Annotated in this window: 23 protein-coding genes; 8 read left to right on the top strand and 15 right to left on the bottom strand. The window is 70.9% G+C overall.

The window, feature by feature from the left end; genetic code table 11:
- The first annotated feature begins 78 nt into the window (after positions 1-78).
- From H4W81_RS44005 to H4W81_RS43990, 4 genes are read left to right on the top strand one after another with little or no spacing between them, the layout of a single operon-like run.
- Positions 79-1,050 carry a carbohydrate ABC transporter permease gene (locus tag H4W81_RS44005; RefSeq protein WP_192781408.1) on the top strand — a complete coding sequence of 324 codons (972 nt, stop codon included), beginning with the start codon at positions 79-81 and terminating at the stop codon, positions 1,048-1,050.
- The gene (locus H4W81_RS44000) at positions 1,047-1,949 is read left to right on the top strand and encodes a carbohydrate ABC transporter permease (protein ID WP_192780215.1); all 903 of its coding nucleotides are present in this window, start codon (positions 1,047-1,049) and stop codon (positions 1,947-1,949) included. Before H4W81_RS44005 ends, H4W81_RS44000 begins: the two co-directional genes overlap by 4 nt.
- Complete coding sequence (locus H4W81_RS43995; RefSeq protein WP_192780214.1) at positions 1,946-2,941, top strand: LacI family DNA-binding transcriptional regulator; 996 nt, start codon at positions 1,946-1,948, stop codon at positions 2,939-2,941. The genes H4W81_RS44000 and H4W81_RS43995 overlap by 4 nt, the downstream gene beginning before the upstream one ends.
- Before the next feature lie 24 nt (positions 2,942-2,965).
- On the top strand, positions 2,966-4,525 hold the full coding sequence (locus tag H4W81_RS43990; protein WP_192780213.1) for a sigma factor-like helix-turn-helix DNA-binding protein: 1,560 nt from the start codon (positions 2,966-2,968) through the stop codon (positions 4,523-4,525).
- On the opposite strand, the gene H4W81_RS43985 is transcribed toward H4W81_RS43990, so the two are convergent.
- The 7 genes from H4W81_RS43985 to H4W81_RS49670 form a co-directional block, all read right to left on the bottom strand.
- Positions 4,518-5,030, bottom strand: a complete 513-nt coding sequence (locus tag H4W81_RS43985) for a carboxymuconolactone decarboxylase family protein (RefSeq protein WP_192780212.1) — start codon at positions 5,028-5,030, stop codon at positions 4,518-4,520. The genes H4W81_RS43990 and H4W81_RS43985 overlap by 8 nt on opposite strands.
- 113 nt (positions 5,031-5,143) lie before the next feature.
- The gene (locus H4W81_RS43980; RefSeq protein ID WP_192780211.1) at positions 5,144-6,658 is read right to left on the bottom strand and encodes a glycoside hydrolase family 13 protein; all 1,515 of its coding nucleotides are present in this window, start codon (positions 6,656-6,658) and stop codon (positions 5,144-5,146) included.
- Between the two features lie 7 nt (positions 6,659-6,665).
- Positions 6,666-7,592 carry a carbohydrate ABC transporter permease gene (locus H4W81_RS43975; RefSeq protein WP_318782450.1) on the bottom strand — a complete coding sequence of 309 codons (927 nt, stop codon included), beginning with the start codon at positions 7,590-7,592 and terminating at the stop codon, positions 6,666-6,668.
- Positions 7,589-8,479: a carbohydrate ABC transporter permease gene (locus tag H4W81_RS43970; protein WP_318782449.1), complete on the bottom strand. Its 891-nt coding sequence runs from the start codon at positions 8,477-8,479 to the stop codon at positions 7,589-7,591. The genes H4W81_RS43975 and H4W81_RS43970 overlap by 4 nt, the downstream gene beginning before the upstream one ends.
- 99 nt (positions 8,480-8,578) lie before the next feature.
- Entirely contained in the window at positions 8,579-9,961 is a 1,383-nt protein-coding gene (locus H4W81_RS43965) for an ABC transporter substrate-binding protein (RefSeq protein WP_192780209.1), read from the bottom strand.
- Between the two features lie 97 nt (positions 9,962-10,058).
- Positions 10,059-11,006: a hypothetical protein gene (locus H4W81_RS43960; RefSeq protein WP_192780208.1), complete on the bottom strand. Its 948-nt coding sequence runs from the start codon at positions 11,004-11,006 to the stop codon at positions 10,059-10,061.
- A gap of 69 nt (positions 11,007-11,075) precedes the next feature.
- Positions 11,076-11,681, bottom strand: a complete 606-nt coding sequence (locus H4W81_RS49670) for a TetR/AcrR family transcriptional regulator (protein ID WP_192780207.1) — start codon at positions 11,679-11,681, stop codon at positions 11,076-11,078.
- Positions 11,682-11,764: 83 nt separating this feature from the next.
- On the opposite strand from H4W81_RS49670, the gene H4W81_RS43950 reads away from it, so the two are divergent.
- Together H4W81_RS43950 and H4W81_RS43945 are read left to right on the top strand one after the other, a co-directional pair.
- Positions 11,765-12,373 (top strand): NADPH-dependent FMN reductase, encoded by a 609-nt coding sequence (locus H4W81_RS43950; protein WP_192780206.1) that lies wholly within the window; start codon positions 11,765-11,767, stop codon positions 12,371-12,373.
- A 2-nt stretch (positions 12,374-12,375) separates the two neighbouring features.
- Positions 12,376-13,392: an aldo/keto reductase gene (locus H4W81_RS43945; protein WP_192780205.1), complete on the top strand. Its 1,017-nt coding sequence runs from the start codon at positions 12,376-12,378 to the stop codon at positions 13,390-13,392.
- Positions 13,393-13,394: 2 nt separating this feature from the next.
- Here H4W81_RS43945 and H4W81_RS43940 read toward each other — a convergent pair whose 3' ends face one another.
- Positions 13,395-14,381 carry a LacI family DNA-binding transcriptional regulator gene (locus H4W81_RS43940; protein ID WP_192780204.1) on the bottom strand — a complete coding sequence of 329 codons (987 nt, stop codon included), beginning with the start codon at positions 14,379-14,381 and terminating at the stop codon, positions 13,395-13,397.
- A 559-nt stretch (positions 14,382-14,940) separates the two neighbouring features.
- Between H4W81_RS43940 and H4W81_RS43935 the strand changes: the two genes are divergently transcribed.
- Together H4W81_RS43935 and H4W81_RS43930 are read left to right on the top strand one after the other, a co-directional pair.
- Entirely contained in the window at positions 14,941-15,885 is a 945-nt protein-coding gene (locus tag H4W81_RS43935; protein WP_192780203.1) for an MBL fold metallo-hydrolase, read from the top strand.
- Positions 15,864-17,378 (top strand): FAD-dependent monooxygenase, encoded by a 1,515-nt coding sequence (locus H4W81_RS43930; protein ID WP_192780202.1) that lies wholly within the window; start codon positions 15,864-15,866, stop codon positions 17,376-17,378. The genes H4W81_RS43935 and H4W81_RS43930 overlap by 22 nt, the downstream gene beginning before the upstream one ends.
- A gap of 19 nt (positions 17,379-17,397) precedes the next feature.
- On the opposite strand, the gene H4W81_RS43925 is transcribed toward H4W81_RS43930, so the two are convergent.
- From H4W81_RS43925 to H4W81_RS43895, 7 genes are all read right to left on the bottom strand, one after another.
- Complete coding sequence (locus H4W81_RS43925) at positions 17,398-17,634, bottom strand: DUF6343 family protein (RefSeq protein WP_192780201.1); 237 nt, start codon at positions 17,632-17,634, stop codon at positions 17,398-17,400.
- A 13-nt stretch (positions 17,635-17,647) separates the two neighbouring features.
- Entirely contained in the window at positions 17,648-18,346 is a 699-nt protein-coding gene (locus H4W81_RS43920; RefSeq protein ID WP_192780200.1) for a maleylpyruvate isomerase family mycothiol-dependent enzyme, read from the bottom strand.
- A 105-nt stretch (positions 18,347-18,451) separates the two neighbouring features.
- Positions 18,452-19,174 carry a hypothetical protein gene (locus tag H4W81_RS43915; protein WP_192780199.1) on the bottom strand — a complete coding sequence of 241 codons (723 nt, stop codon included), beginning with the start codon at positions 19,172-19,174 and terminating at the stop codon, positions 18,452-18,454.
- A gap of 202 nt (positions 19,175-19,376) precedes the next feature.
- The gene (locus tag H4W81_RS43910; protein ID WP_192780198.1) at positions 19,377-20,195 is read right to left on the bottom strand and encodes a nucleotidyltransferase domain-containing protein; all 819 of its coding nucleotides are present in this window, start codon (positions 20,193-20,195) and stop codon (positions 19,377-19,379) included.
- A gap of 130 nt (positions 20,196-20,325) precedes the next feature.
- Entirely contained in the window at positions 20,326-21,282 is a 957-nt protein-coding gene (locus H4W81_RS43905; RefSeq protein ID WP_192780197.1) for a hypothetical protein, read from the bottom strand.
- Positions 21,279-23,699, bottom strand: a complete 2,421-nt coding sequence (locus H4W81_RS43900) for an AAA family ATPase (protein ID WP_192780196.1) — start codon at positions 23,697-23,699, stop codon at positions 21,279-21,281. Before H4W81_RS43900 ends, H4W81_RS43905 begins: the two co-directional genes overlap by 4 nt.
- Positions 23,699-24,838, bottom strand: a complete 1,140-nt coding sequence (locus H4W81_RS43895; RefSeq protein WP_192780195.1) for an exonuclease SbcCD subunit D — start codon at positions 24,836-24,838, stop codon at positions 23,699-23,701. The genes H4W81_RS43900 and H4W81_RS43895 overlap by 1 nt, the downstream gene beginning before the upstream one ends.
- Positions 24,839-24,848: the final 10 nt, after the last annotated feature.

Genomic DNA, 24,848 nt, shown 5'->3' with positions numbered 1-24,848 from the left:
TCCCCCGGTTCGGCAGGCGGCGGCGCGCCGCCTGCCGTACCGCCCCCACCAGAAGGAACACCAGGAGGATCTTTGGACCTGGACTTCGATCTGGCCGCCGAATCTCCCAAGCTGACCCAGCTGCTGATCGGCGTCGTCGCGTTCCTCGCGGTCGTCGGCCTGGTTCTGCTGCTCCTCGACCGGGCGCCGATGCGGCAGAAGGCCCGCCTGCACGCGGCGATCCTGCTCGCCCCCGCCGTCGTGCTGCTGGCCATCGGCCTGGTCGTGCCGGCCGTGCGCACGACGCTGCTGTCGTTCATGAGCGGCGACGGCAGCGGCTTCGTCGGCCTCGACAACTACGTGTGGATGTTCACCCAGCTCGAGGCCGTCACGGTGCTGCGCAACACGCTCATCTGGCTCGTCCTCATGCCGGTGCTGGTGACCGCGATCGGCCTGGTCTACGCGGTGATCGTGGACCGCAGCAGGTTCGAGTCGCTGGCCAAGACGCTGGTCTTCCTGCCGATGGCCATCTCGTTCGTCGGCGCGGGGATCATCTGGAAGTTCGTCTACGCCTACCGGCCCGAGGGCGCCGACCAGATCGGCCTGCTCAACCAGATCGTGGTGTGGTTCGGCGGCGAGCCCCGGCAGTGGCTGCTCGACCCGCCGCTCAACACGCTGTTCCTCATCGTGGTGATGGTGTGGATCCAGGCGGGTTTCGCCACGGTCGTCCTGTCGGCGGCGATCAAGGGCATCCCCTCCGACATCGTGGAGGCGGCCAGGCTCGACGGCGCGGGCCCGGCGCAGATGTTCTTCAGGGTGACGCTGCCGTCGATCAGGCCCGCGGTGATCGTCGTGCTGGTCACCCAGTCGATCGGCACGCTGAAGCTCTTCGACATCGTCCGCACGATGACCGGCGGGCAGTTCGACACCAGCGTCATCGCCAACGAGATGTACAACCAGGCCTTCCGCTACGGAGAGACGGGCAAGGGCGCCGCGCTGGCAGTCTTCCTCTTCGTGCTGGTCACGCCGATCGTCGCCTACCAGATCAGGACCAGGAGGGCCCTCCGATGACGAGCGTCCGCGCGAGCCTGTCGAGCAGGACGGCCTCCCTCGTCGCGGTGCTGATCGCGCTGCTGTGGACGACGCCGACGTTCGGCCTGCTGCTGTCGTCCTTCAGGCCCGAGGACCAGATCAAGACCACCGGCTGGTGGACGTTCTTCTCCGCGCCCGCGCTGACCCTGGAGAACTACCAGGAGGTGCTGTTCGGCACGTCCTCCTCCTCGGGGCAGCTGGCCAGCTTCCTCATCAACTCGGTCGTCATCACCGTCCCCTCGGTGCTGTTCCCGCTGGCCTTCGCCGCGTTCGCGGCCTACGCGCTGGCCTGGCTGCCGTTCAGGGGCCGCGACTGGATCTACATCGGGATCTTCGCCCTGCAGGTCGTGCCGCTGCAGATGGCGCTGGTGCCGCTGCTGTCGTTCTTCTCCGAGGGCGTCGAGGTCTTCGGCCTGCAGGTGCTGCCCGCGTGGAACCTCGAAGGCACGGGCCGGTTCGTCCAGGTCTGGTGCGCCCACACCTGCTTCGCGCTGCCGCTGGGCATCTTCCTGCTGCACAACTTCATGGCCGAGCTGCCCGGCGAGCTGATGGAGGCGGCCCGCGTCGACGGCGCGACGCACGGCATGATCTTCCGCAGGATCGTGCTGCCGCTGGTGGCGCCCGCCCTCGCCACCTTCGCGATCTTCCAGTTCCTGTGGGTGTGGAACGACCTGCTGGTCGGGCTGATCTTCGCGGGCGGCACCGCGGAGAGCTCGCCGATGACCGTGCGGCTGGCCCAGATGGCCGGCACCCGCGGCAACGAGTGGCAGCGCCTGACCGCGGGCGCGTTCGTCTCTGTCATCATTCCTCTCGTGGTCTTTCTGTCGATGCAGCGCTATTTCGTCCGAGGACTCCTGACCGGAAGCGTCAAGGGATGAGGCGCCCCACGCTGGAGGCGGTCGCCGCCAGGGCGGGGGTTTCGCGTGCCACGGTCTCCCGGGTGGTCAACGGGCAGGCGACGGTGGCCCCGCACATCCGCGACGCGGTGCTGCGCGCCATCGACGAACTGGGCTACGTGCCCAACTCGGCCGCGCGCAGCCTCGTCACCCAGCGCACCGACTCCATCGCCCTGGTCTTCTCCGAGCCGCCGACCAGGGTGTTCTCCGAGGACCCGATGTTCTCGACGGTCATCCGCTCGGCGAGCGTGGAGCTCGAGGCGGCCGACAAGCAGATCGTGCTCATGCTGACCAGCTCGGCCAAGAGCCAGGCCCGCGTGGAGCGCTACATCGCCAGCGGGCACGTCGACGGGGTCATGCTCATCTCGATGCACGGGGCCGATCCGCTGCCCGCCGCCATCGCGCGCATGCGGGTGCCCGTCGTCTCGTACGGCAGGCCCGCCGTCCCCATAGACATCCCGTACGTCGACAACGACAACGTCGGAGGGGCGGCCGAGGCCGTACGGCACCTGGTGGAGTCGGGGCGGCGCAGGATCGCCACCATCGCGGGGCCGCAGGACATGATCGCCGGGATCGACCGCCTGGCGGGCTACCGTGACGTGCTGCGCGGCTCCGACCGGCGCTCGATCGTCGCGGTGGGCGACTTCACTCGCGAGTCCGGCGCCATCGCGATGCGGCAGCTGCTGGAGGACGACCCCGCGCTCGACGCCGTCTTCTGCGCCAACGACCTGATGGCCGTGGGGGCGCTGCAGGCGCTGCGGCAGGCGGGCCGCAGGGTGCCCGACGACGTGGCGGTGGTCGGCTTCGACGACATCGAGGCGGCCAAGTACACCGACCCGCCCCTGACCACGGTCCGCCACCACATCTTCGAGCAGGCCGCGGCCATGACGAGGCTGCTGCTGGGGCTGTTCGAGGGCGGTCCCGCCGACCCGGTGATCCTGCCGACCGAACTGGTCATCCGCGAATCCTCCTGAGATGCTGGCCACGGGGGTGGCTGCATGGGTCCTCCGGGCGACTTCACCGATTTCGTCCTCATCAAGGGCATGGGGTTCGTGCGCTACGGCGTCGTGCTGACCGGCGACCAGCGTGAAGGGGCCGAGCTCGCCAAGGAGGCGCTCTCCTGCCTCGACGGCCCGAAGACCGGCAATCCCGACACCTTCATCGGCACGACGATGACCCGCCTGTACGTGCGCGCCCGGCGGCGCGGACGTCCCCCGAGCATCTCCGCGTCGGACATCAGCGAGCAGGGCGGCGATCCCGAGGTGTGGCGGCGGCTGGCGGAGCTGCCCGCGCTCCCCCGCGCGGTGATCATCCTGCGCTCGTACGGCAGGCTGTCCAACGAGGAGATCGCGAAGGTCCTCGACCTGCCCCTTGCCAGGGTGCGCGACCAGACCGTCCCCTTTCGCCAGGACGACCTCGTCAGGACTCTCGACGCCGCCGCCGCCACGGCGCGACCCGCCGATCTGCTGTCCGGCCTGGCACGACTGCGCCGCCGCAGGGGCCGGCGGCGCCTGCGCGCGGCGGCGGTGGCGGGGCTCGCGCTGGTCACGGTCTCCGGTGTGGTCGCGCTGGTCAGGCCCACGATCGCGGCCCCCGCCGACCCGCGCGCCGCCACGGCGCGGCCCGAGCCGTCCGCGGTCGGCCTGGCCAGAGCGGCGCAGGAGGTGTGGCCGCGCGCGGTCTCGAGGCTGCCCGCCCGCTCCGCCGACGGGCTGGTCTACCAGCCCGCCGTCGCGATCGACGACCACCGCGTGGTCCTGCTCGCGCAGCGGCGGCTCGGCTACGACGACGTTCGGCTGGACGTCTACGACGCCGGCACCGGCAGGCTCGCCAGGTTCGCGAAGCTGCCCGACCACGACGAGGTGCGGGGATTCGCCACGGACGGGCGGTTCGTCGTGTGGAGCGCGCTGAGCCTGCGCGACGACGACACGCTGGAGACGCGGTTCTGGCGGGTGCCGGTCAAGGGCGGCAAGCCCCGGCTGGTGGCGAAGGCGGCGCAGGGCGACAGGTCGGCTCCCTCGGCGACCCACTTCCAGCTCGGCGGCGGCCACCTGCTCTGGAACGCCGACGGGGTGATCTACCGGCTGCCCCTGTCGGGCAAGGGCCGCAGGGAGAAGGTCCGCGAGGGGCTCAGGCTGCTGGAGTGGCCGTGGGCGGCCGATCCCACGATGCGCACGCTGACCGACCTGGAGACCGGCAGGTCGCGCGAGTTCGTCACCGGCGCGGAGGGGCTCGAGCGGTGCTCGCCCGACTGGTGCGTCGAGCGGAACCCGATCTCGGGGGTGATGACGGCCCGCCGTACGGACGGGTCGGGGAGCGTCGAGCTGCCGGGGACGACGACCGAGGGGCCGATGCTCAACAGGTTCGTGGTGCTGCGGCTGCGGGCGGGCCTGAAGGTGATCAAGGACCTGCGGGCGGGCACGCTGGCCACCTTCGACCCCGCCGAGCCCGCACTGGCCACCAGCCTCGGTGACCGGACCGACCTGGGCACGCTGCTCGCCTGGAGCGACTCCGAGGGACGCGACCTGTGGCTGCTCAATCTCAAGGCGGTCAGGTGATCCGGTAGACGCGCAGCTGCATGGCCAGGGTGGCGTAGTAGCCGACGAGGGTGGTCAGCTCGAAGAGGGTCCGCTCGTCGAGCGCGGCGTACTCGTCGTCCGTGAGGTCGCCGGATTCGAGCAGCCTCCGTGTGGTGCCGATCACCGCCGCCTCGAAGGGGTCGTCGCTGTGGAGGGTGGCCAGCTCCTCCTCGGTGAGCCCCGCGGCCCGGCCCGCGCTCTCGTGCGCCCTTCGTTCGAAGGCGCTGCCCCAGTGGTCGGCCACGGTGAGGATGGCCAGCTCGCGGGCGCGGGGCGGGAGGGTGGAGCGGTAGCGGATCGCCGCGCCGAGCTCCTGGAGGGCGTCGCCGACGGGCGGGCTGAGCAGCATCGCGGTGAATGGCCCGACCAGGGCGCCCCGCTCGTCGGTCATCGACGCGCCGCGAGGGCCTGAGGTGATCTTCTCGTGCAACGCCAGGGCCGCGCCGTCCAGCTCGTCGGGCCCCCGCCTGGACAGTCTCACCATCCCCCCACCCTAGCCCGCCCCTCGCCGACCTCCCCTCGGACGAAACCCCCAGCCCGCATCCAGTCCGCCCCTCGAAAGAACTCCCGCCACGCTCCAAGGGAAAGGGCCGGGAACTACACCACCCACACCGCCGTGTCGCTCGGCACCATCCCGTCCGCCACCGCACCGCTGGCCAGCAGCAGGTCAGCGTGCGGCGGCAGCCGTACCGGCTCCGAGCCCAGGTTGACCACGCACGTCAGCCCCGACTCCCTGGTGAACGTCAGCACGTCAGGACCCAGGTCGAGCCACGTCAGCGACCCGTCGCCCAGCAGGTCGCGGCGCAGGCGGAGGGCGGTGCGATAGAGGGTCAGCATGGAGCCGGGATCACCCGCCTGCGCCTCGACGGTCAGTTCCTTCCACTCCGGCGGCTGCGGCAGCCACGGCTCTCCCGAGCCCGGCCCGAACCCGAACGGCGGCGCGTCGCCCGACCACGGCAGCGGCACCCGGCACCCGTCGCGTCCCGGCACCGTGTGCCCCGACCTGGTCCACATGGGGTCCTGGCGCAGGTGGCCGGGGAGGTCGTCGACCTCGGGCAGGCCGAGCTCCTCGCCCTGGTATACGTAGACCCCGCCGGGCAGCGCCATCGCCAGCAGCGCGGCGGCCCTGGCCCTGCGGTGGCCGAGCTCCAGGTCGGACGGGGCGCCGTCCCTGCGGGCGCCGTGGTCCCACGAGGTGTCGGCCCTGCCGTACCTGGTGACCACGCGGGCGACGTCGTGGTTGGACAGCACCCACGTCGGCGGCGCGCCCACGGAGGCGTGGGTGGACAGGGTCATGGAGATGCTGGCCCGTAGCGCGGCGGGCTCCCACGGGCAGGCGAGGAAGTCGAAGTTGAAGGCGGTGTGCAGCTCGTCGGGGCGCAGGTAGCGGGCGAAGCGCTCCTGGTCGGGCAGCCACACCTCGCCGACGAGGATCCGCTCGTCGTACTCGTCGGCCACGCGCCGCCAGCTCCGGTAGATGTCGTGCACGCCGTCGAGGTCCTCGAAGGCGGTCTCCGACTTCACCAGCAGCGCGGCCGAGTCGATGCGGATGCCGTCCGCGCCCCTGTCGAACCAGAAGCGCAGCACGTCGTGGAACTCCTCGTGCACCTCGGGGTTGTCCCAGTTGAAGTCGGGCTGGCCGGGGTCGAACAGGTGGAGGTACCACTGACCGTCCTCGACCTGGGTCCAGGCCGGCCCCCCGAAGATCGACCGCCAGTCGTTGGGCTCGTCGCGGAACCAGAAGCGGTCGCGCCTGGACCTGTCCTTCAGCGCCTCCTGGAACCAGGCGCTCGCGGTGGAGCTGTGGTTGGGCACGACATCGATGATGATCCTGATGCCCAGTGCGTGGGCCTCCTCGATGAACGTCTCCGCCTCCGCGAGCGTGCCGAAGATCGGCTCCACGTCGCGGTAGTCGGCGACGTCGTAGCCGCCGTCCGCCATGGGCGAGGGGTACCAGGGGTTGAGCCAGATCGCGTTCACCCCGAGATCCGAGAGGTACGGCAGGCGCGACCGCAGCCCGGCCAGGTCGCCGACGCCGTCGCCGTTCCCGTCGGCGAAACTGCGCAGGTAGACCTGGTAGATCGCGGCTCCCCGCCACCACGTGTCGGACATTGCGCTCCTAACCCTTGAGACTTCCGGCGGTGAGCCCCGCCATGATGTGCCGTTGGAAGAACAGGAAGATGACGATCGTCGGGATACTGGCGATCACCAGGGCGGCGGTGAGCGCGTTGGTCGGCATCGTCTGTGACAGCGAGTTGATGGCGACGCTCACCGTCATGCTGTCGGTGTCGGGCAGGACCAGTAGCGGGTAGAGGAAGTCCTTCCACACGGCGACCACCGTGAAGATCGACACCACGCCCAGGATGGGCCGCGAGACCGGCAGCACGATCGACCACAGGATGCGCGCGGGCGAGGCGCCGTCCATCTCCGCCGCCTCGATGAGCTCCCTCGGTATGGCGTCGAAGAAGCGCTTGAGCAGGAAGATGTTGAAACCGTTCGCGGCGGCGGGCAGCCAGATCGCCCATGGGCTGTTGAGCAGGTCGAGGTCGACGATCGTCACGAACAGCGGCAGCATCAGGACCATCGGCGGGATCATCAGGGTGGCGAGCATCATCCCGGTGATCAGCTTGCCGAACATCGGCCGCAGCTTCGACAGCGCGAAGGCGGCGCTGACGTCGACGGCCAGCGTGAACAGCCAGGCGCCCACCGCGTAGATCGCGGTGTTCTTCAGCAGCAGGCCGAGGTCGAGCAGGTTCCACGCCTCGATGTAGGCGTCGAAGCTCGGGCTGCGCGGGAAGAACGTCGGCGGGATCTGGTCGAGCTCCTCCGGCGCCTTGAGCGCGCCGGTGACCATCCAGTAGAGCGGGAACATGAAGATCGCGGTGAAGCCGACGACCATCCCGACCAGGACGATCCAGTAGATCGTCCGGCCCTTGCGGGTGTTGAGCTGGTGCGGGGAGACCAGGGTGCGAAACCGCGTCTCGATCCTGCGCCGGGCGAAGACGCGCGGCCGGGGACGGCGATGCCGTACGGCGGTGGCGATCACGTGTTCTCCCGCGAGACGCGCAGGTACACGGCGGAGAAGACGATGAGCACGACCATGAGCATCAGCCCCATCGCGCTGCCGCCGCCGAAGTTCCCGAAGTTGAAGGCGTACTGGTACATCAGGTACGCCACGGTCACCGTGGCGTTCTCAGGGCCGCCGCCGGTGAGCATGAACGGCTCGATGAACACCTGCATGGTCGCGATGATCTGAAGGAGCAGCATCACCAGCAGGATCAGCCTGGTCTGCGGGATCGTGACGTGCCTGATGCGCTTGAACAGGCCCGCGCCGTCGAGCTCGGCGGCCTCGTAGAGCTCGCTCGGGATGGTCTGCAGGGCGGCGAGGTAGATGAGCGTGCCGCTGCCGAGGTTCATCCAGGTGGAGACGATGACCAGGGAGACCAGCGCGGTGTCGGTGGAGTCGAGCCAGGCCAGGCCGGGCAGCTGGAAGAAGCCGAGAATCTGGTTGAACAGGCCGGCTCCCGGGTCGTAGAACCACTTGAACAGCAGGACCGAGACGGCCGGCGGGAGCATGACCGGCAGGTAGACCACGAACCTCAGGTACGCCTTGGCGTGCCGCAGCTCGTTGAGGACGATCGCCGCGCAGAACGGGATCACGTACCCGATCAGGAGCGCGAGCCCGGTGAAGGCGGCGGTGTTGATCCAGGCCTGGGCGAAGGCCGGGTCCTCGATCACCGTCGCGAAGTTGTCGAGACCCACCCACCTGGGGGCGTCGACGAAGTTGTTCTCCTGGAGGCTCAGGAGGACTTCCCTGACCATCGGGTACCACGAGAAGACGCCGAAACAGATCAGGGCGGCGCACAGGAAGCCGTAGGCGGTGAGGTTGCGTCTGGCCTCGCGGCCCCTTCGGGACGGCGGCCGTCTCCCCACGCTTGCCACGTTCAACGATTACTCCAGTGGTTCGGCGACCGGCCGCCGTCCGGAGGGTCGTGCGGTGAGGACCCTCCGGGAGACGACGGTCGGAGGGGGCTAGCTCGCCTTGCTCAGCACGCTGTCGACCTTGGCCGCCGCCTCGGCGAGCAGCTGGTCGATGTCGGCGTTCTCGCGGGTGAGCACCGCGGACATCGGGGTGTCGAGGATCTGGTAGATCTGCTGGTTCATGGGCGGCTCGAGCTTGAGCGGGACGTCCGCCGACCCCTCGACGTACGCCGAGAAGTTCTCCAGCGGCAGCGTCGAGTTGGCCTTGCGCAGTTCGAGGAGCTTCTGGCCGGTCGGGCTGTCGCCCCACACGTTGTTGTCAGGAAGGCCGACGGCCCGCCCTGTCGCCTTCTGGCGCGCGTAGTCGAACTGGCCCCTGCCGGGCGTGAGCACGTAGTAGTCGAGCCAGAGCAGCCCGGCCTTGATCTGCTCGGGGGTGGCCTTGGGGTTGAACATGTATCCGTCGCCGCCGCCCAGCGTGGCCTTGGCCTCGGGGAAGGCGGCCAGGCCGAAGTCCTCGTACGTGGCCTTGCGGTTGTCGTGCAGTTCGGTGATGACGTCGGGCGCGCCGAGGATCATGCCCATCTTGCCCGCGCCCATGAGCCGCATGAGGTCGTCCCACTGGTAGAGCTGCTTGGTGCCCATGCTGTTGTCGGTCCAGCGCATGTCCTTGAGGTTCTGCAGGACCGCCTTGCCCTCGGGCGTGTTGAATGCCGCCTTCTTGCCGGTCTCGTCGACGATCGCGCCGCCCCTGCCGTAGATGGACTGGGTGAAGTGCCATCCGCCGGTGTTGCCCGCGCTGTACTCGCCGTAGCCGATGTAGCCGGGGCCGAGCGCGCTGATCTTCTTGGCCGCCTCGCGGATCTCCGCCCAGGTCTTGGGCGGGGTGTTCGGGTCGAGTCCTGCCTGGGTGAAGAGCTTGCGGTTGTAGACCAGCCCGACTTTGTAATTTCCGCGCGGAACACCGTAAATCTTGCCGTCAACCGTGTATGCGGCCATCACGCTGGGGTCGATGTCCTTGAACGTGGTGATCGTGTCCACGTAGGGCGTGATGTCGGCCGCCTGGCCCGCCTTGATCGCGGTCTGCACGTCGCCGAAGTAGCCGTAGAAGACGTCCTCCATCTGACCGCCCGCCAGCTTGGCGTCGTACGTCTTCACGTCGTGGCAGGGGAAGCCGTCCTTGCTGTCGATCGTGATGTGCGGGTGCAGCTTCTGGAAGGCGGCGACGTCGTCGTCCCAGTCCTTGCGTTGCAGGGGGTTGGTCTTGGGCGGCTGGCAGCCGACGGAGATCGTGACGGGCGCGGCGGCCCGGGCCGAGCCGCCGGTCGCCGAGGCGGCGGGGGCGGGCGGTTCGGCCGTGGAGGCGCAGGCCGCGACCGACAGGCCGAGGCCGGTGACGATCAGCAGGCCGAGTGCTCTGCGGGAGCTGCTCATCGGTCTGGACCCTTCTGATGGGGATGAGGAGGATCCACACGATAAGCAGCAGCGACACATGCTTGCAATATTCTGACAGCAGATTGAAATATAACGACTACATGACGGCTCCCTCCGGCTGCCACCTCAGCCGGGCGATGCCGGGCTTGGCGGGCCGGGCGCTCTCACCCACCGGGCGGCCGAACTCGTACTCGACCCTGTGCATCCGCCAGGCTCCACTGCCGGTCTCCCGCGTCTCCGAGTAGACGGGCAGCCGAGTCTCGGGGTCGATGTAGCGGACGATGTCCATCGCGGATCCGCCGCCGGCCAGCAGGCCGTACGGGTGGGCGATCCCGTCGAGCTCGGTGTGCTTGAACGCGTCGTGGTACAGGCCCGCGCCGACCGGGCGCCCGCCGCCGAACCGCACCGGCCGCACCCTGATCTCGAGGCGCACGTACGGCTTGCCGTCGCGCTTGACGACGCTCATCCCGCGGGCCGTGATCAGCCCCGTCCACTCGCGGAGCTTCCCGACGAAGACGTCGGCCTGCTCCTCGGTCAGCCCGCCGACGCCGAGGCCGTCGTTGAGCCACGCCTGGGAGGGGAGGCTCGGGCACCCGCTACTGGACCTCAGGCTCCAGCCGACCTCGCGGGTCCAGAACCAGTCCTCCGACCCGTCGAGGCACCAGGTCGACCACGCCGTCCAGGTCTTCCCGCCCGCCACGGTCACCTGCGAGTTCTCCAGATGCACGGCCTTGGTCCCGTAGTCGAACCGCGAGACCACGACGGAGCGGCTGCCGCCGGGATAGAACTTCTTCTGCCGGTAGTACTCGTGCACCAGGTGGACGGTCGGCTGCAGCGCCTGCTGCCGCAGCGACTCCAGATAGAGCTCACGCGCGTCCGCGGGCAGCTCGGCGTCCTTGGCGTCCTTTGCGGTCGGGGCCGGGGTGGCGGTGGCCACGGGGGCGGCCTCTCCCAGCCGCTGGCGCACGGCCCAGTCGGTCACGGCGCACCCGCACACCGCCGCCCCCAGCAGGGCCATCGCCAGTCCACCTCGGAAGAACCGCACCGCGCACACCTCTCAGGTCTCTCGCCGCTTGTCGGCCAGAGACTCTACGCCCGAGCGCCAGGCCCGCCGTCAGCGCAGGTAGCCGTGGAGGAAGACGCGGACGCCCGCGCGGACCGTCTCGGCGATCTCCTCCTCGGTGGGCACGGCGACCGCCCTGCCGGTGGCCGAGATCAGCGCCATGAGGTGCAGCGCCGCCCGATCGGGGTCGCCGATCTCCAGCAGGCCCTGACCGGCCAGCCGCTCCAGGCGTCCGGCCAGCTCGCGGCGGACCCTTCGCGGCCCGGTCTCCTGCCAGGCCTCGATCGCCGCCGCCGGGATGTGCCCCGCCTCCGCGTTGATCTGGCGGACCAGGGCGAAGTGCGCGGCCTGGTCGGCGGCGGGGGCCACGAAGGCCCTGCCGAACTCGACGAGGTCGGCCTCCAGGTCGGTGACCTTGCTCAGGTGCCGATCGATGATCGCGATCTGGGCGTGCGCCGCCGCGGCCGCGCTCTCCTGGATGACGGTCTGGAACAGCTGGGCCTTGTCGGTGAAGTGGTTGTAGATCGTGCGGGTCGACACCCCCGCCGCCGCGGAGATCGTGTCGATGCTCGCTCTGGTGTAGCCGTCACGTGCGAACACGCTCAGCGCACCGGCGAGGATCGCCTGTCGCTTGTCGGCCCTGGGAGTCCTGGTCACGACACCTCTTTACAATCATCGTTTTACTTATTGCCATGCACGTTGTACTTTACCGGTTGTCCGCACCACGAAGGAGAGACACCATGACCCGCATCGCCATCGTCATCGGCAGCACCAGGCCGCGCCGCAAGGGAGCCGCCGTGGCCCTATGGGTCGCCGACGTCGCCGGCCGGCACGCCACCATCGGCGACGGGGTGACCTACGAGGTGGTCGACCTGGCCGAGTACGGCCTGCCGCTGCTCGACGAGCCGGTACCCGCGCTGTTCGGCGAGTACGCCCACGCGCACACCTCGAAGTGGTCCGAGACGATCGCCTCCTTCGACGGCTTCGTCTTCGTCACCCCCGAGTACAACCACTCCGTCCCCGCCTCCCTGAAGAACGCGATCGACTTCCTGTTCGCCGAATGGCACAACAAGGCCGCGGGGTTCGTCAGCTACGGCGTCCACGGCGGCACACGGGCGGTCGAGCACCTGCGGCTCTCCCTCACCGAGCTCAAGGTCGCGAGCGTCCGCAGCCAGGTGGCGCTGTCGGTGTTCACCGACTTCGAGATCACCGACCCCACCCAGCCGGGCGTCTTCGCGCCGGGCCCGCACCAGGAGCCGACCCTGATCGAGCTTCTCGACGAGGTCGTCGCCTGGTCCCGTGCCCTCGCGCCGCTGCGCGCCGCCGCCGCCCAGCCCGTCCCGGCCTGATCATGCGCTACCGGCTGCTCGGCGGAACCGGGCTACGGGTCTCCGAGGTGTTCCTGGGCGCGATGCTCTTCACCGAGCTCGAGGCCGCCCGCCGCATCCTCGACCGGTACGGCGAGGCGGGCGGCAACGTCGTCGACACCGCCAACTTCTACGGCGGAGGACGCAGCGAGTCCGTCCTCGGTGAGCTGCTGGAGGGCAGGCGTGACCGGTTCGTCGTGGCGACCAAGTACACGGTCTCGCGCGACGGCGGCGACCCGAACGCGGCGGGCAGCCACCGCAAGAATCTCGTCCTGTCACTGGAGGAGAGCCTGCGGCGGCTGCGGACCGACTACATCGACCTGTACTGGGTCAATCTCTGGGATCGGCACACCCCGGTCGAGGAGACGATGCGGGCGCTGGACGACGCCGTCCGGGCAGGGAAGATCCTTTACGCCGGCATCTCCGACGCTCCCGCGTGGGTGGTCGCCCGCGCCAACACGCTGGCCGAGTGGCGTGGATGGACGCCGTTCTCGGCGGTGCAGGTGCCGTACAGCCTGCTGAACCGCGACGTCGAGCGCGAGCTGCTGCCGATGGCGGAGACGCTCGGCCTGACGGTCGCCGCGTGGGGGCCGCTGGCGCACGGGGTGCTGTCCGGCAGGTTCACCCGCCCGCAGGACGGCCCCACCGGCGGCCGCGTCTCCCGCGAGTCACTCGGCGCGAGGGAGCTGGCCGTGGCGAAGGCGGTGCAGGAGGTCGCCGACGAGCTGGGGCACTCCCCCGCCCAGGTGGCGATCGCATGGACCAGGGCGAGGTCGCACGCCGTCCATCCGATCGTGGGGGCGAGCAGCGCCGCGCAGCTCGAGGACAGCGTGGGCGCGCTCGGCCTGGTGCTGCCAGAGGAGGCCGTGCGGCGCCTGGAGGCGGCCACGGACTTCACGCTCGGCTTCCCCGGCGACTTCATCGCGGCCGCGGGCCCGCACGTCTTCGGCGACGCGCACCTGCGGATCGACCCCAGGCGCGTGCCGTCGGGACGCGCCTGAACCTACTGGACGCGGGCGGTGGAGGCCCTGACGACCAGTTCCGGTTCGAAGAGCAGCTCGTCGGCCGGGACCACCGCCTTGTCGATCAGCGCGACCAGCAGGTCCACCGCGGCGCGGCCCATCGCGTCGATGGGCTGGCGGACCGTGGTGAGCGGCGGGTCGACGCAGGTCATGAGGGCCGAGTCGTCGTACCCGATCACCGACAGGTCGTCGGGGACCTTGCGCCCCGCCCGCCGGGCGGCCCTGATCGTGCCCAGGGCCAGCAGGTCGCTGGCGCAGATGACACCGGTCGCGCCCTTGCGCACCAGCCTGGTGGCCGCCGCGTGCCCGCCCTCCAGCGAGAACATGGCGTGTTCGACCAGGTCGTGGTCGCCGCCCGCCGCCAGGAACGCCTCGAGCTTGCGGCGGGAGGGCATGTGGTCCTTGGGCCCGAGGACCATGCCGATGCGTTCGTGGCCGAGCGCGCGCAGATGGCCCAGCGCCATCTCGGCGGCCACCGCGTCGTCGGAGGAGACCTGCGGGAAGCCCAGGTGCTCGACGGCGGCGTTCACCAGGACGGTCGGAAGTTTGCGCTCGAGAATGAGCTCGTAGTGCTCGTGCGAGGCGTCGGCCTGCGCGTAGAGCCCGCCCGCGAAGACGACTCCCGACACCTGCTGCTGCAGGAGCAGGTCGACGTAGTCGGCCTCCGAGACGCCGCCGACGGTCCTGGTGCACAGAACGCTGGTGAACCCCTGCTGGGCCAGCGCGCCGCCGACCACCTCGGCGAAGGCGGGGAAGATCGGGTTCTGCAGCTCGGGGAGGACCAGCCCGACCAGGCGGGCCCGGTCGCCGCGCAGTTGGGTGGGGCGCTCGTAGCCGAGCACGTCGAGCGCGGTCAGCACGGCCTCGCGGGTGGCCTCGGAAACCCCCGGCTTCCCGTTCAGCACCCGGCTGACGGTGGCCTCGCTCACCCCGACCTTCTTGGCCACCTCGGCCAGTCGTCGCGTCATGCGCAAACTATACGCGGATCAACGTAAGTGCTTGCAACCACTTGCACGCATCGGGCAGCGCCGCTTGCGCGGGGCTTTCGAGTTCTCCTGCCGGCGCCGAGCGGCCCCACCTGGTACTTGACACGCACGGACCGCCCAACAACAGCAATCATATTTTTGCGAGATCACGTCGAAATATTGCAGCTATTAGTTTGCCATCTTAGAATGCAGCCACTCCCCATCACGAAGGGTCTGCCCATGAGACGTACCCTCGCGCTACTCGTCGCCCTGGCGCTCTTCGGGGGTGCCGGTCTCTTCGGATTTACGGCAAGCCCGCTCCCGCGCCTCCGTCCGGCGCGGGGTGCGGCCTCTCAAAGGGACGCTTCTCGGGCGCGCGGGCCGGGGTCTCCCACGGACCGGGCCAACGTCTCGCCGTGACGGAGGGACGGCGCGCGCCCGAGGAGCGTCCCCTGGACAGACCGGAGCTGGTGACTACGGAGGCGCTGGGGATGGCTTGCCGTAAGGACTGGAAAACGGAGCGACCCGAGAAAAGGGAGAGCGGCTTGGGTAGGAGACGAGTATGCGGGCGTTTGCGTCCTCCGGGGATGTGGAGGAGAAGAGGCAGACACTGGAGATCGTCGGTGACGGCGTCTACGCGCTCACCGCCGAGGGTGATCCCAACGTCGGCGCGATCGAGGCGGACGACTTCCTGGTCTGCTTCGAGGCCATGGCCACCCCCACCGCCGCCCGGCAGTGGCTGGCCAAGCTGCGCGAGCACACCGGCAAGCCGGTCCGCTACCTCGTCCTCTCGCACTACCACGCGGTCAGGGTGCTGGGCGCCTCCGCGTTCGACGCCGACGTGATCGTCGCGCACGCCAACACCAGGGCCCTCATCGAGGAGCGCGGGCAGCAGGACTGGGAGTCGGAGTACGCCAGGATGCCCCGGCTGTTCAAGGATCCGGGCTCGATCCCCGGGCTGACCCTGCCCACGCTCACCTTCACCGACCGCCTCACCATCGACCTCGGCGGCGGCCGCTTCCTCGAGCTGCACTACTTCGGCAGAGGGCACACCGAGGGCGACATCGTGGCGTGGCTGCCGGACGAGCGGATCCTGTTCGCCGGCGACCTGGTCGAGGCGAGAGCCGCGCTCTACACCGGCGACGCCTTCCACCGCGAGTGGTCGACCACCACGCTCGACCGCGTCGCCGCGCTCGGCGCGCGGACCCTGATCGGCGGGCGAGGGGCGGTCACCCGCGAGGTCGGCGCGGCGATCGCGCAGACCCGCGACTTCCTCGAGGTGATGCTGCGCGAGGTGGGCGCGGTGCACCGGCGGGGCGGCACGCTGAAGGAGGCCTTCGACGCGACCCACGCCGCCCTCGCGCCCCGGTACGGCGGCTGGCCGATCTTCGAGCACTGCCTGCCGTTCAACGTCTCCCGGCTCTGGGACGAGCTGGACGGCGTCGAGCGGCCGGTCATCTGGACGGCGGAACGGGACAGGGCGGTATGGGACCGGCTCCAGTCGTGATCGCGGGGGCGGGTCCCGTGGGGCTCGCCACCGCGCTGCTCCTGGCCCGCTGGCGGGTGCCGACGGTGCTGCTGGAGGCCGCGCCGCACCGCTCCGCCGTCGGCTCGAAGGCGATCTGCTTCCAGCGCGACGTGCTCGACATCCTCGGCCGGGTGGGCGTGGCCGGCGCCATGGTGGCCGAGGGCGTCACCTGGACCACCGGCCGCACCTACTTCCGCGAGCACGAGCTGTACTCGGTGACCTTCCCCAAGGCGGAGGTGCCGCCGTGGATCAACATCTCGCAGGCGCGGGTGGAGGAGCTGCTGGGCGCCAGGGTCGCCGCCGAACCGCTGGTCGACCTCAGGTACGGCTGCCCGGTGATCGGCTATCGCGAGGATGACGACGGCGTGGACGTCCTCACCCGCGACGGTCCGGTCCGTGGCTCGCACCTGGTCGGCGCCGACGGGCCGCGCAGCGCCGTCCGCAGGCTGGCCGGGATCGACTTCCCCGGCCGCTCGTTCGAGGACCTGTTCCTGATCTGCGACATCAAGGCGTCGTTGCCGTTCCCGAGCGAGCGGCGCTTCTACTTCGACCCGCCGTGGAACCCCGGGCGGCAGGTGCTGGTGCACCAGTGTCCCGACTCGGTGTGGCGGATCGACTGGCAGGTGCCTCCCGGCTTCGACCTGGCGACGGCCGACCTGGACGGCATGGTCGGGCGCATCACGGGGAGCCTGCCGTACGAGATCGTCTGGGTGACGGTCTACCGGTTCCACTCGCGGGTGGCCGCGTCGCTCGGGCGCGGGAGGGTGTTCCTGGCGGGCGACGCCGCGCACCTGTTCGCTCCCTTCGGGGCGCGCGGCCTGAACTCCGGACTGCAGGACGCGGAGAACCTGGCCTGGAAGCTGGCCTTGGTACGGCGCGGCGCGCCGGATCGGCTGCTGGACTCCTACGACGCCGAACGGCGCGCGGCGGCGCTGGTCAACCTGGAGGTGACGGCGAAGACGATGGAGTTCCTCGTGCCGCAGACCGCCGCGCAATGGGAGTGGCGGCGGACCGTGCTGGAGCGGGCCGTCACCGATCCCGGGGCACGGCTGCTGATCGACTCGGGGAAGCTGGCCGAGCCGTACTGGTATGTCGACTCCCCGCTGACCACCGCCACCGGTCCGGTGCCCGAGGAGCCGGGAGCGGCGCGCCCGCCGGTGCCCGGGGTGATCTGCCCCGACGCGCCGGTGCGCGGCGGCCGGTTGAGGGAGCGCTTCGGCGCGGGTTTCGTCGTGCTGGTCGGGCGGCCCGAGAGGGTCGCGGAGGCGGCGGCCCTCGGAGCCGGGCTCGGGGACGTGCCGGTGGAGGTTCTCGCGCTACCCGACCTCGGGATCGAGGGCGCGCCGCTCGGCGAGGGCGCGGGGCCCGACAGCGTCCACCTGGTCAGGCCGGACGGTCACCTGGCGGCGGTCCTGCCCTCGTTCTCCGCCGAGGCGCTCGGGGCCGCGCTCCACCGGGCCATCGGACGCTGACCTCTCAACGGCGGACCTCTCAACGGCGCGAGCGGCGCAGCAGCACGACGAGGTCGACGGCGGCGAAAAGCGCGACCGCGTACGCGATGGCCGCCTCCCACCACCAGACCTCCCTCCCCGAGCTCATCGCCTGGACGGTGAAGAAGATCGCGGCGGCCAGCGCCACCGGCAGCGCGATGGCGGACAGGATCTTCCTGGCCCGCGTCGGGCTGCGCGCGGTGGCCGGCTCGGTTCCCGCGCGGTCGCGCAGCCACATGCTCGGCCTCCTTTCAGGCGAGGCACCGCAGTGCCGTGGCGAGGCGCGGGTCGAGATCATGCTCGGGGAGGGTCCTGCCGACCGTCGCGTCGACGAACTCGGGGAAGGACATCGACTTGCTCACCCCCTCGGCGTGCACCCAGACCTGCTCGGCCGTGGGCTCCACCTGTGCCTTCGACCCCTGCTCGGCCAGCACGTGGCGAGCCAGCAGCAGCCGCCACCAGATGCGGTCGTCCAGCTCGTCCTCGGCGACGGGAGCGCCCACGTCGTCGGCGTGCGTGGCGTACTCCGAGTCGTAGTGGAAGGTCTGCAGGCCCGCGGGGTAGGGCCCGGCGGAGGTCTGCAGCAGTCCGTCGCGGCCGAGCGCCCTCATCCGCTCGCGCGTCTCGCCGTTCTTCGTCCGCCATTCCTCCAGCACCTGCTCGACCGGCAGCGAACGGCGCTGCCGTACGCACCACTCGTTGAACCCGTCGAACCCCTTGACGCCTTCGGCCTCGACCCTGGCGAAGAAGCCCTTCACGTCGCCGTCGAGGCAGGCGTGGTTGTAGAGCTCCCCCCCTGCCAGGTGCGCCAGCACGTCGCGCACCGACCAGCCGTCGCAGCGCGAGGGCCGGTTCCATCCCTCCTCGTCGAGCGAGGCGAAGTGCCGGTCGAGCCTGGCCGCCTCGATGTCGAAGAGGTCAAAGGGGTCGAAATCCTCCAACTGCTTCATACGTACCCCGTTACCCAGGGTGTTCTCCGTCACTCGCGGACGCCTGGCAGGGAACGTGAAAAACGCCGGCCCGCTGGAGAGCGGACCGGCGTGTTTCAGTGATGACTAGCGGCGCCAGCTGTAGACGCGCACCCAGTCGCTGCGGCTCTCGGAGCCGTTGGTGTCGTCGTCACCCTCGTACACGGCCTTGAACGTGCCGCTCTTCCAGGCGCGGGTCTTGGCGGAGAACTTGCCACCCCACCGGCTCTCGGTGCTGGTGACGTACTTCCAGCCGCTCGAACCGTTGGCGCGGAAGTAGATCTCGACCTCGCCACCGCGCACGCCGTCCCAGCCGTCCTCGTTCGCCTGGAGGCGACCGGAGAACCAGAGGCTGCGACCCTTCTTCACCGGGTCGGGGCTGGCCTTGAAGCCGGTGATACGGGTGTCGGCCTTGCCGCCCTGGACCTCGACCTCGAAGTAGGCCTTGTCGCGGTCGGTCTCACCGTCCTTCTTGGCGGTGGCGGTGGCCCGCCACTTGCCCTCGTCGCCGGAGTTGAACGGCACCGTGAACTTCCAGCGGGCGCCGTCAGGGATGGCGCTGACGCTCTTGGCTGCGAACGTGCGCACGTCGCCGACCGGCTCGACCTTGAGCTCCACGTGGGCGCCCTGGGTGGCGTCGACGTAGAAGCTCGCGGTGGCCTCGCCGCCCTTGGCGACGACCACCGGGTCAGGGTTGATGTCCTCGATCTGGACGTCCAGCGCGGCGCGAGCCTGCGCGGCCGTTCCACCGGTCACGAGCAGAGCGCCACCCATGGTGGCGACGATGAGTCCTGCTGCGATCTTCTTCATGAGGGTGCTGATTCCTCTCCCCGTTCGATGGGGCCAGGCTCGGGATTGCCCGACCCCCTCTATCACTTAGAGGCACATCAGCCAGAAAAGGTTGGCTCAAGATGGGGAAAAGTTTTGCTCACAAACCCGACATAGGTGTGACCTGGGGTTCTACTGTGAAAAATTGTGACATGAGGGATGTCTTCCCGGGCGGGATGGTGGATCACCGGGTCAGCGCCCGCACCTCCTCGACCAGCGTCGCCGCCTCGTCCACCGCGTGGGCCGAGAGCGCCGGCTCGTCGTCCGAGCACGCCGTGAAGATCGCCTCCACCCGCTCGGCGAACCCCTGCGGCGTGATCTCCAGCCGTCCGGCCGAGGCGACCATCCCCTTCTCGTTGATCAACCACCTCCCCGCCCTGCCGTGCAGCGCGTGGCAGGCCACCCCGACGGCCTTGAACAGGCATCCCGCCGTGTACGCGGCATCGTGGCCCTTCACCCCGTACCTGGCCAGCCGCACGGAGAACTCCGCCTCCCACAGCCCGTCGGACAGCGCCCGGCCCAGCCGCTCGGGATAGGCCTGGGTCTCTTCTCTCAGCTCGCCGAGCTCACCCGAGGGGTCCTCCAGCACCTGGCACAACGCCACCTCTCCCGCGTAGGCGTGGGAGTAGAACCCGAGCGGGTGACCGGGCTGCGTGCCGACCTCGTAGCGGCCCTCCTGGCACTCCGCCCAGACCTGGCGCACCCTGTCCAGGTCGCGGTAGATCCAGTCGACCCGCTGGCCGCGGATCGTCAGCCAGCCGCCGCCGTCCACCCACGGTCCCCACCCGCCGGGCTCGGTCACCTCCGCCCGTCCCCCGCTCACCTGGGCCGCGAGCTCCCGCAGCGCGTCCACATCGAGGGCGTCCCTGTAGTAGACCCCGAGGTCGATGTCGGAGTCGGGCCGGTGCGTCCCCCTGGCTCTGCTGCCGCCGAGCGCCACCGCCGCCACTCCCTCGACCGCCGCCAACCGTCCTGCCAGCTCCCGCAGCTTCATATGGTCCATGACCGTCTATTCGAGCACGGGTCGCTGCCTGGCGGACGCGCGGACCGGCTGGAAACCCGCGAGCACGACCCCGGCGGACACCGCGACCAGCACGAACCGGCGGTCGATCAGGGTCACGGAAACCGGGCGGTCAAGGGCCGGCGGCGCCGCGCAGTGCCCGGTAGAGGAGTTTGGGGTCGCCGAGGCGGTGGCGCAGCAACTTCTCCAGCCCGCCGATGGGCACGAGGTTCTGCGGCGCGCGCGGGTCCTTGTAGTCGACCCCAGCCAGCGCGGGCAGCACGAGCGTGAGGGCGTCGGCGAGCCGTACCACCTCGTCGGCGGGCAGCTCCGCGCCCGCCTCACACCTGGCGATGCCCGCCCACGGGGCGGCCGAGCGGACCGGCAGCCGGACGTACCACGCGTGTCGCCGCCAGCTGGTGCCCATCAGGAAGACGGGGGTGCGCTGGCCGGGCGAGAGCGCGGAGATGACAGAGCTCTGCGGGCCGGGCAGGTAGGCGGCATGGTGGGTCTTGATGTAGCCGACGGTGCGCGGCAGGTGGGTACGCCCGCGCAGCGGGCCGTCCACGAGCAGCAGGTCGTCGGCGCGCGAGCGGTGCCGCACCGCGAGATCCACCTCGAGCTGCGTGACCTGCCGCTGGAGCGCCAGCGAGAGCTCGTCCATGCTGGGCCCTGCCGCCCGTTCGGCGCGGTAGGTGGCGTGCGGGGTCTTGATCTCGGGCGTCTGCGCCGAGGCGCTGAACAGCGCCCTGCCCACCTCGACGGCGGCCAGCGAGGCGCCCGCCGGGCCGCATTCGACGATGCCGGCCGCGAACGAGGCCGCGATGCCCGGCGTCGGCATCGGCGAGGACGGGTCGTGCACCCACACGCGGGCGTCGATCCTGCGCACGCCGTCGGCGATCAGCAGGACCTCCGGCGCCGTGGTGCCCGGCGGCGGATCGATCGGCTTCCAGTCGGCGGCGTCCCGCTCGACGTCGAGGACCAGCTCGGCGCTGGTGGGGCCGAGCTCGGCCAGCGCCTCGACGGCCAGCGCGGCCGCGTAGCCCGGATCCCACGGATCGACCGTGAACTCGGCGACGGCCGCCGTCATGGACCCACCCTCCGCAGGTGCGAGCCCCTGGCGTCGCGCCCGATCTCGAAGCGCACCGGCACCCTGTCGGCCAGCGCGGGAACGTGTGTGACGACACCGACCATGCGGTCCTGCCCCGCGGCGAGGCGTTCGAGCGTGGTGGCGACGGTGTCGAGCGTGGCGGGGTCGAGCGTGCCGAACCCCTCGTCGAGGAAGATCGAGTCGAGGCTGCGCGCGATGGTCCCCGACAGCGCCAGGGCCAGCGCGAGCGCGGCCTGGAAGGTCTCGCCTCCCGACAGCGTGCGGGCGCTGCGCCGCAGGCCCGCCTCGCCGTGGTCGATGACCTCGATGTCGCCCTTCCCGCCAAGGGCCAGCTCGTACTGCCCGTCGGACAGCTCCCGCAGCGTGTCGGAGGCGGTGACGACGAGGAGTTCGAGCGCCTCCGCGCACAGCCACCGCTCGAAGGCGTTGGCCCGCAGCAGGAGAGTGAGCTCGTGCGCGACCCTGGCCTCCTGCTCCTTCTCCACGGCCAGGGCCTCCAGGGCGCGGGCGCGCTCGCGGTCCTCCCTGACCCGTTCGAGCCTGCTCTCGGCCCTCGCGATCGCCGTGGCGATCGCGCCGCCGATCTGCTCGGGCGTGGCCTGCGCGGCCACGCCGATCTGGTGCTCGGCCAGCCGTGCGACGAGCATGGCGCGCTCCTTCGTCCGGCCCGCCTCGATCTCGGACAGCTCCGCGTCGCGCTCGTTGAGCTCGGCGCGGGCCGCGCGTCCCGCCTGGTTGCGCCATTCGAGCAGCGCGGTCCAGGCCCGGTGCAGGTCCTCCCGATCGACCGGTGGCGGCGCGCCGCCCTGCTGCACGCCGAGAGCGAGGACGCGGTCGCGGGCCAGCTCCAGGTCGCGCCAGCCCTGCTCGCTCTTGCGGGCGGCGGACTCGGCGGCGCGCTGCGCCCGGTCCATCCGGGCGCGGCAGGCCCGCACCGCCCTGCGCGCCTCGGCCACGACCTCGTCGGCCTTGCGCATGGCGGCCAGGCGCTCCTCCAGCGCGGCCCGGTCGCCGGGCGGCGGCAGCTCGGCGAGCCTGGCCGACAGCGCGGTGGCCTGGGCGTCGAGCATGGCGGCCTCGGTCTCGGCCTTGCCGAGCGTGGTCCTGGCCTGGTCGGCCGCTCCCCTGGCGATGGCCAGCGCGCGCTCGGCGGTGCCGACGTCCGCGAGCGCGGGGTGGTGCGGCAGCTCGGTCAGCGGGCGCAGGCAGGTGGGGCACGGCTGCCCCACGGTCAGCCTGGCGGCCAGATCGGCGGCGGTGTGGGCGTCGCGGAGCCTGTCGCGCTCGCGCTCGGCGGCCGACAGCGCTCCAGCGGCGCGCCGCGCGGCGTCGGCGAGGGCGGGCAGCGCGGCGCCGGCTCTTTCGGCGGCCTCCCTGGCGGCCGCCGCGGCGGCGGTCAGCCGCTCCCGCTCGTCCAAAGCGGCCAGGCGCTGCCCGAGTGCCTGCCGGTCGCCGAGCGCGGCCAGCTCGTCGTGGGCGCGGTGCTCGTCGGACTCGAGGGCAACGATCTCCTCCGCCAGGGTGGTCACCGCGGCGGCGGCCTGCCTGGCCGTCTCGGCCAGCGTCGGCACGTCGGCCGGCATGACGAGCGTGAGCAGCGCCTCGACCCTGGCGGCGACGGCCTCGCGGTCGGCGCGCGCCCTGCGGATCTGCTCGTCGCGGGCGCGCAGCAGGTCGAGATCGATCTGCTCGGCCAGCGCGCGCAGCGTCGCCACCTGCTCCGCGGCCGCCCGCTCGGCGTCCGCGTCGGCGCCTGCGAGCTTGCCGAGCTGGTCACGGGCGAACGAGGCGGCCTGCTTGGCCGCCTCCTCCTCCCGTACGGCCCGCTGCCTGATGCGCTCGTAGACGTCCGCGTCGAGCAGCTGGACGAGCAGGTCCTGCCGTTCGCGCGGCGCGGCGTGCAGGAACTCGGCGAAACGCCCCTGCGGCAGCACCACGCACTGGGTGAAGAACTTGTACTCGAGCCCGGTCACCCGCTGGATCTCGGGCGTGACCGCGTCACCCTCGGCGACCGGACGGAGCACCGCCTCCAGCAGCTCGGTCAGATCGCCTGCCGCCGCCGGGTCGAGCTCGTCGAGCCTGGCCTCCTTGGTGCGGACGGTGCCCTTCGCGTCGCGCTGAAGCGCGCGGACCACCCCGTGGCGGCGTCCGGCGCTGTCGAAGACCAGCGCGACCTTGCCCGCCGCGGCCGAGGGGGCGAGCGCGTGCGAGATGACGTTCTCCTTGCCCCAGCGCGGCACCGTGCCGTACAGGGCGAAGCAGATCGCGTCGATCACCGTGCTCTTGCCCGCGCCCGTCGGGCCGATCAGTGCGAAGTAGTCGATGTCGGAGAAGTCGATCGTGACGGATTCACGAAAGCTGCCGAAGTTCTCCAGATGCAGCAGAAAGGGGCGCATCAGCTCGTCACCTCGTCGTACAACCGGTCGAACAGGCCCGCCACCTGGTCGTCGTGGCGGCCGCTGCTGCTGAGGTAGTCGCGGAACAGCTCGCGCGGGCTGCGCGTCGCGCTCGACGCCTTCGGCACGCTGCGCACCGGGCGGAAGCGCTCGTCGAGGGAGACGTCGAGCGCGCCGGGCAGCAGCTCGCGCACGGTGTCGGCGAGGCCCGGACGCGGCTTCTCCTCCACGACCACCTTGAGCCAGGCGTCACCGACGTCCATGGCCTCGAGCTGCTCCAGGGTGCCGGTGACCGTACGGAGGGTGCGGGCCTGCCCGAAGGTCATCTCACGCACCACGGCCGGACGGCCCGGCGACACGTCGACCAGCAGCGCCCCCGGCGTGTTGGCCTCCTCGCCGAAGTCGACGGCGACGGGCGAGCCGCTGTACCAGATCGGGCACGGGCCCGGGATCTGCTGCCTGCGATGCAGGTGGCCGAGGGCCGCGTACTGCGTCGAGGAGGGAAAGGCGGTCGCCTCGAAGTAGTAGGAGAAGATCGACTGTGCCTCGCGCTCGCCGCCGCCGAAGGCCCCGCCGGGCAGCGTGCCGTGCGTGGTGACGACGTTGACGGTGTCCGCGGCGAAGCCCGCGGTCAGGGCGCCGATCAGCTCGCCGATCCGGGCGGCGTAGTCGCGGTTGTGCTCGGCGGCGGTGCCGGTCAGCACCTCGGCGGCGCGCACCACGTACCGGTGGGACAGGAACGGCAGGACGGCCAGCCGCACCGGCTCGCCCGTCCTGGCCGTGAAGGAGAGCGTGCCGCCCTGGTCGGGGCGGCGGAACGCGCCGACCACGTGGATGCCGAGCGCGCCGAGCACCGGCCGGTAGACCTCGAACAGCTGCGGGTTGTCGTGGTTGCCGGCCAGCACCACGACGTCGCGCCCGTCCTCGCGCAGCGCCATCAGCGCCGGCATCACCAGCGACTGCGCCTCGGGGGTGGGCGCGGAGGTGTCGAAGACGTCTCCCGCCACGATGACCGCGTCGACGTTCTCCTCGCGGGCCTTCCCGACGAGCTCGCGCAGCACCGCGCGGTGCTCGTCGATGCGGGAGCGGCCCTTGAGTACCTTGCCGACGTGCCAGTCGGCGGTGTGCAGGATCTTCATCGAGCTCCCA

The organism is Nonomuraea africana, assembly GCF_014873535.1.
In the GTDB taxonomy this organism is placed as follows: domain Bacteria; phylum Actinomycetota; class Actinomycetes; order Streptosporangiales; family Streptosporangiaceae; genus Nonomuraea; species Nonomuraea africana.
The sequence above is the reverse complement of the archived record's forward strand: the minus strand, read 5'-3'. Positions and strand labels throughout refer to the sequence as shown.

Bases quoted from the DNA above. Each gene is read 5' to 3' on its own strand.
- H4W81_RS43900 (WP_192780196.1), bottom strand. From the start codon at position 23,699: ATGCGCCCCTTTCTGCTGCATCTGGAGAACTTCGGCAGCTTTCGTGAA.
- H4W81_RS44000 (WP_192780215.1), top strand. From the start codon at position 1,047: ATGACGAGCGTCCGCGCGAGCCTGTCGAGCAGGACGGCCTCCCTCGTC.
- H4W81_RS43965 (WP_192780209.1), bottom strand. From the start codon at position 9,961: ATGAGCAGCTCCCGCAGAGCACTCGGCCTGCTGATCGTCACCGGCCTC.
- H4W81_RS43915 (WP_192780199.1), bottom strand. From the start codon at position 19,174: ATGAAGAAGATCGCAGCAGGACTCATCGTCGCCACCATGGGTGGCGCT.
- H4W81_RS43950 (WP_192780206.1), top strand. From the start codon at position 11,765: ATGACCCGCATCGCCATCGTCATCGGCAGCACCAGGCCGCGCCGCAAG.
- H4W81_RS43980 (WP_192780211.1), bottom strand. From the start codon at position 6,658: ATGTCCGACACGTGGTGGCGGGGAGCCGCGATCTACCAGGTCTACCTG.
- H4W81_RS43985 (WP_192780212.1), bottom strand. From the start codon at position 5,030: ATGGTGAGACTGTCCAGGCGGGGGCCCGACGAGCTGGACGGCGCGGCC.
- H4W81_RS43925 (WP_192780201.1), bottom strand. From the start codon at position 17,634: ATGTGGCTGCGCGACCGCGCGGGAACCGAGCCGGCCACCGCGCGCAGC.
- H4W81_RS43920 (WP_192780200.1), bottom strand. From the start codon at position 18,346: ATGAAGCAGTTGGAGGATTTCGACCCCTTTGACCTCTTCGACATCGAG.
- H4W81_RS43935 (WP_192780203.1), top strand. From the start codon at position 14,941: ATGCGGGCGTTTGCGTCCTCCGGGGATGTGGAGGAGAAGAGGCAGACA.
- H4W81_RS43995 (WP_192780214.1), top strand. From the start codon at position 1,946: ATGAGGCGCCCCACGCTGGAGGCGGTCGCCGCCAGGGCGGGGGTTTCG.
- H4W81_RS43990 (WP_192780213.1), top strand. From the start codon at position 2,966: ATGGGTCCTCCGGGCGACTTCACCGATTTCGTCCTCATCAAGGGCATG.
- H4W81_RS43940 (WP_192780204.1), bottom strand. From the start codon at position 14,381: ATGACGCGACGACTGGCCGAGGTGGCCAAGAAGGTCGGGGTGAGCGAG.
- H4W81_RS43910 (WP_192780198.1), bottom strand. From the start codon at position 20,195: ATGGACCATATGAAGCTGCGGGAGCTGGCAGGACGGTTGGCGGCGGTC.
- H4W81_RS43930 (WP_192780202.1), top strand. From the start codon at position 15,864: ATGGGACCGGCTCCAGTCGTGATCGCGGGGGCGGGTCCCGTGGGGCTC.
- H4W81_RS43905 (WP_192780197.1), bottom strand. From the start codon at position 21,282: ATGACGGCGGCCGTCGCCGAGTTCACGGTCGATCCGTGGGATCCGGGC.
- H4W81_RS43945 (WP_192780205.1), top strand. From the start codon at position 12,376: ATGCGCTACCGGCTGCTCGGCGGAACCGGGCTACGGGTCTCCGAGGTG.
- H4W81_RS43895 (WP_192780195.1), bottom strand. From the start codon at position 24,838: ATGAAGATCCTGCACACCGCCGACTGGCACGTCGGCAAGGTACTCAAG.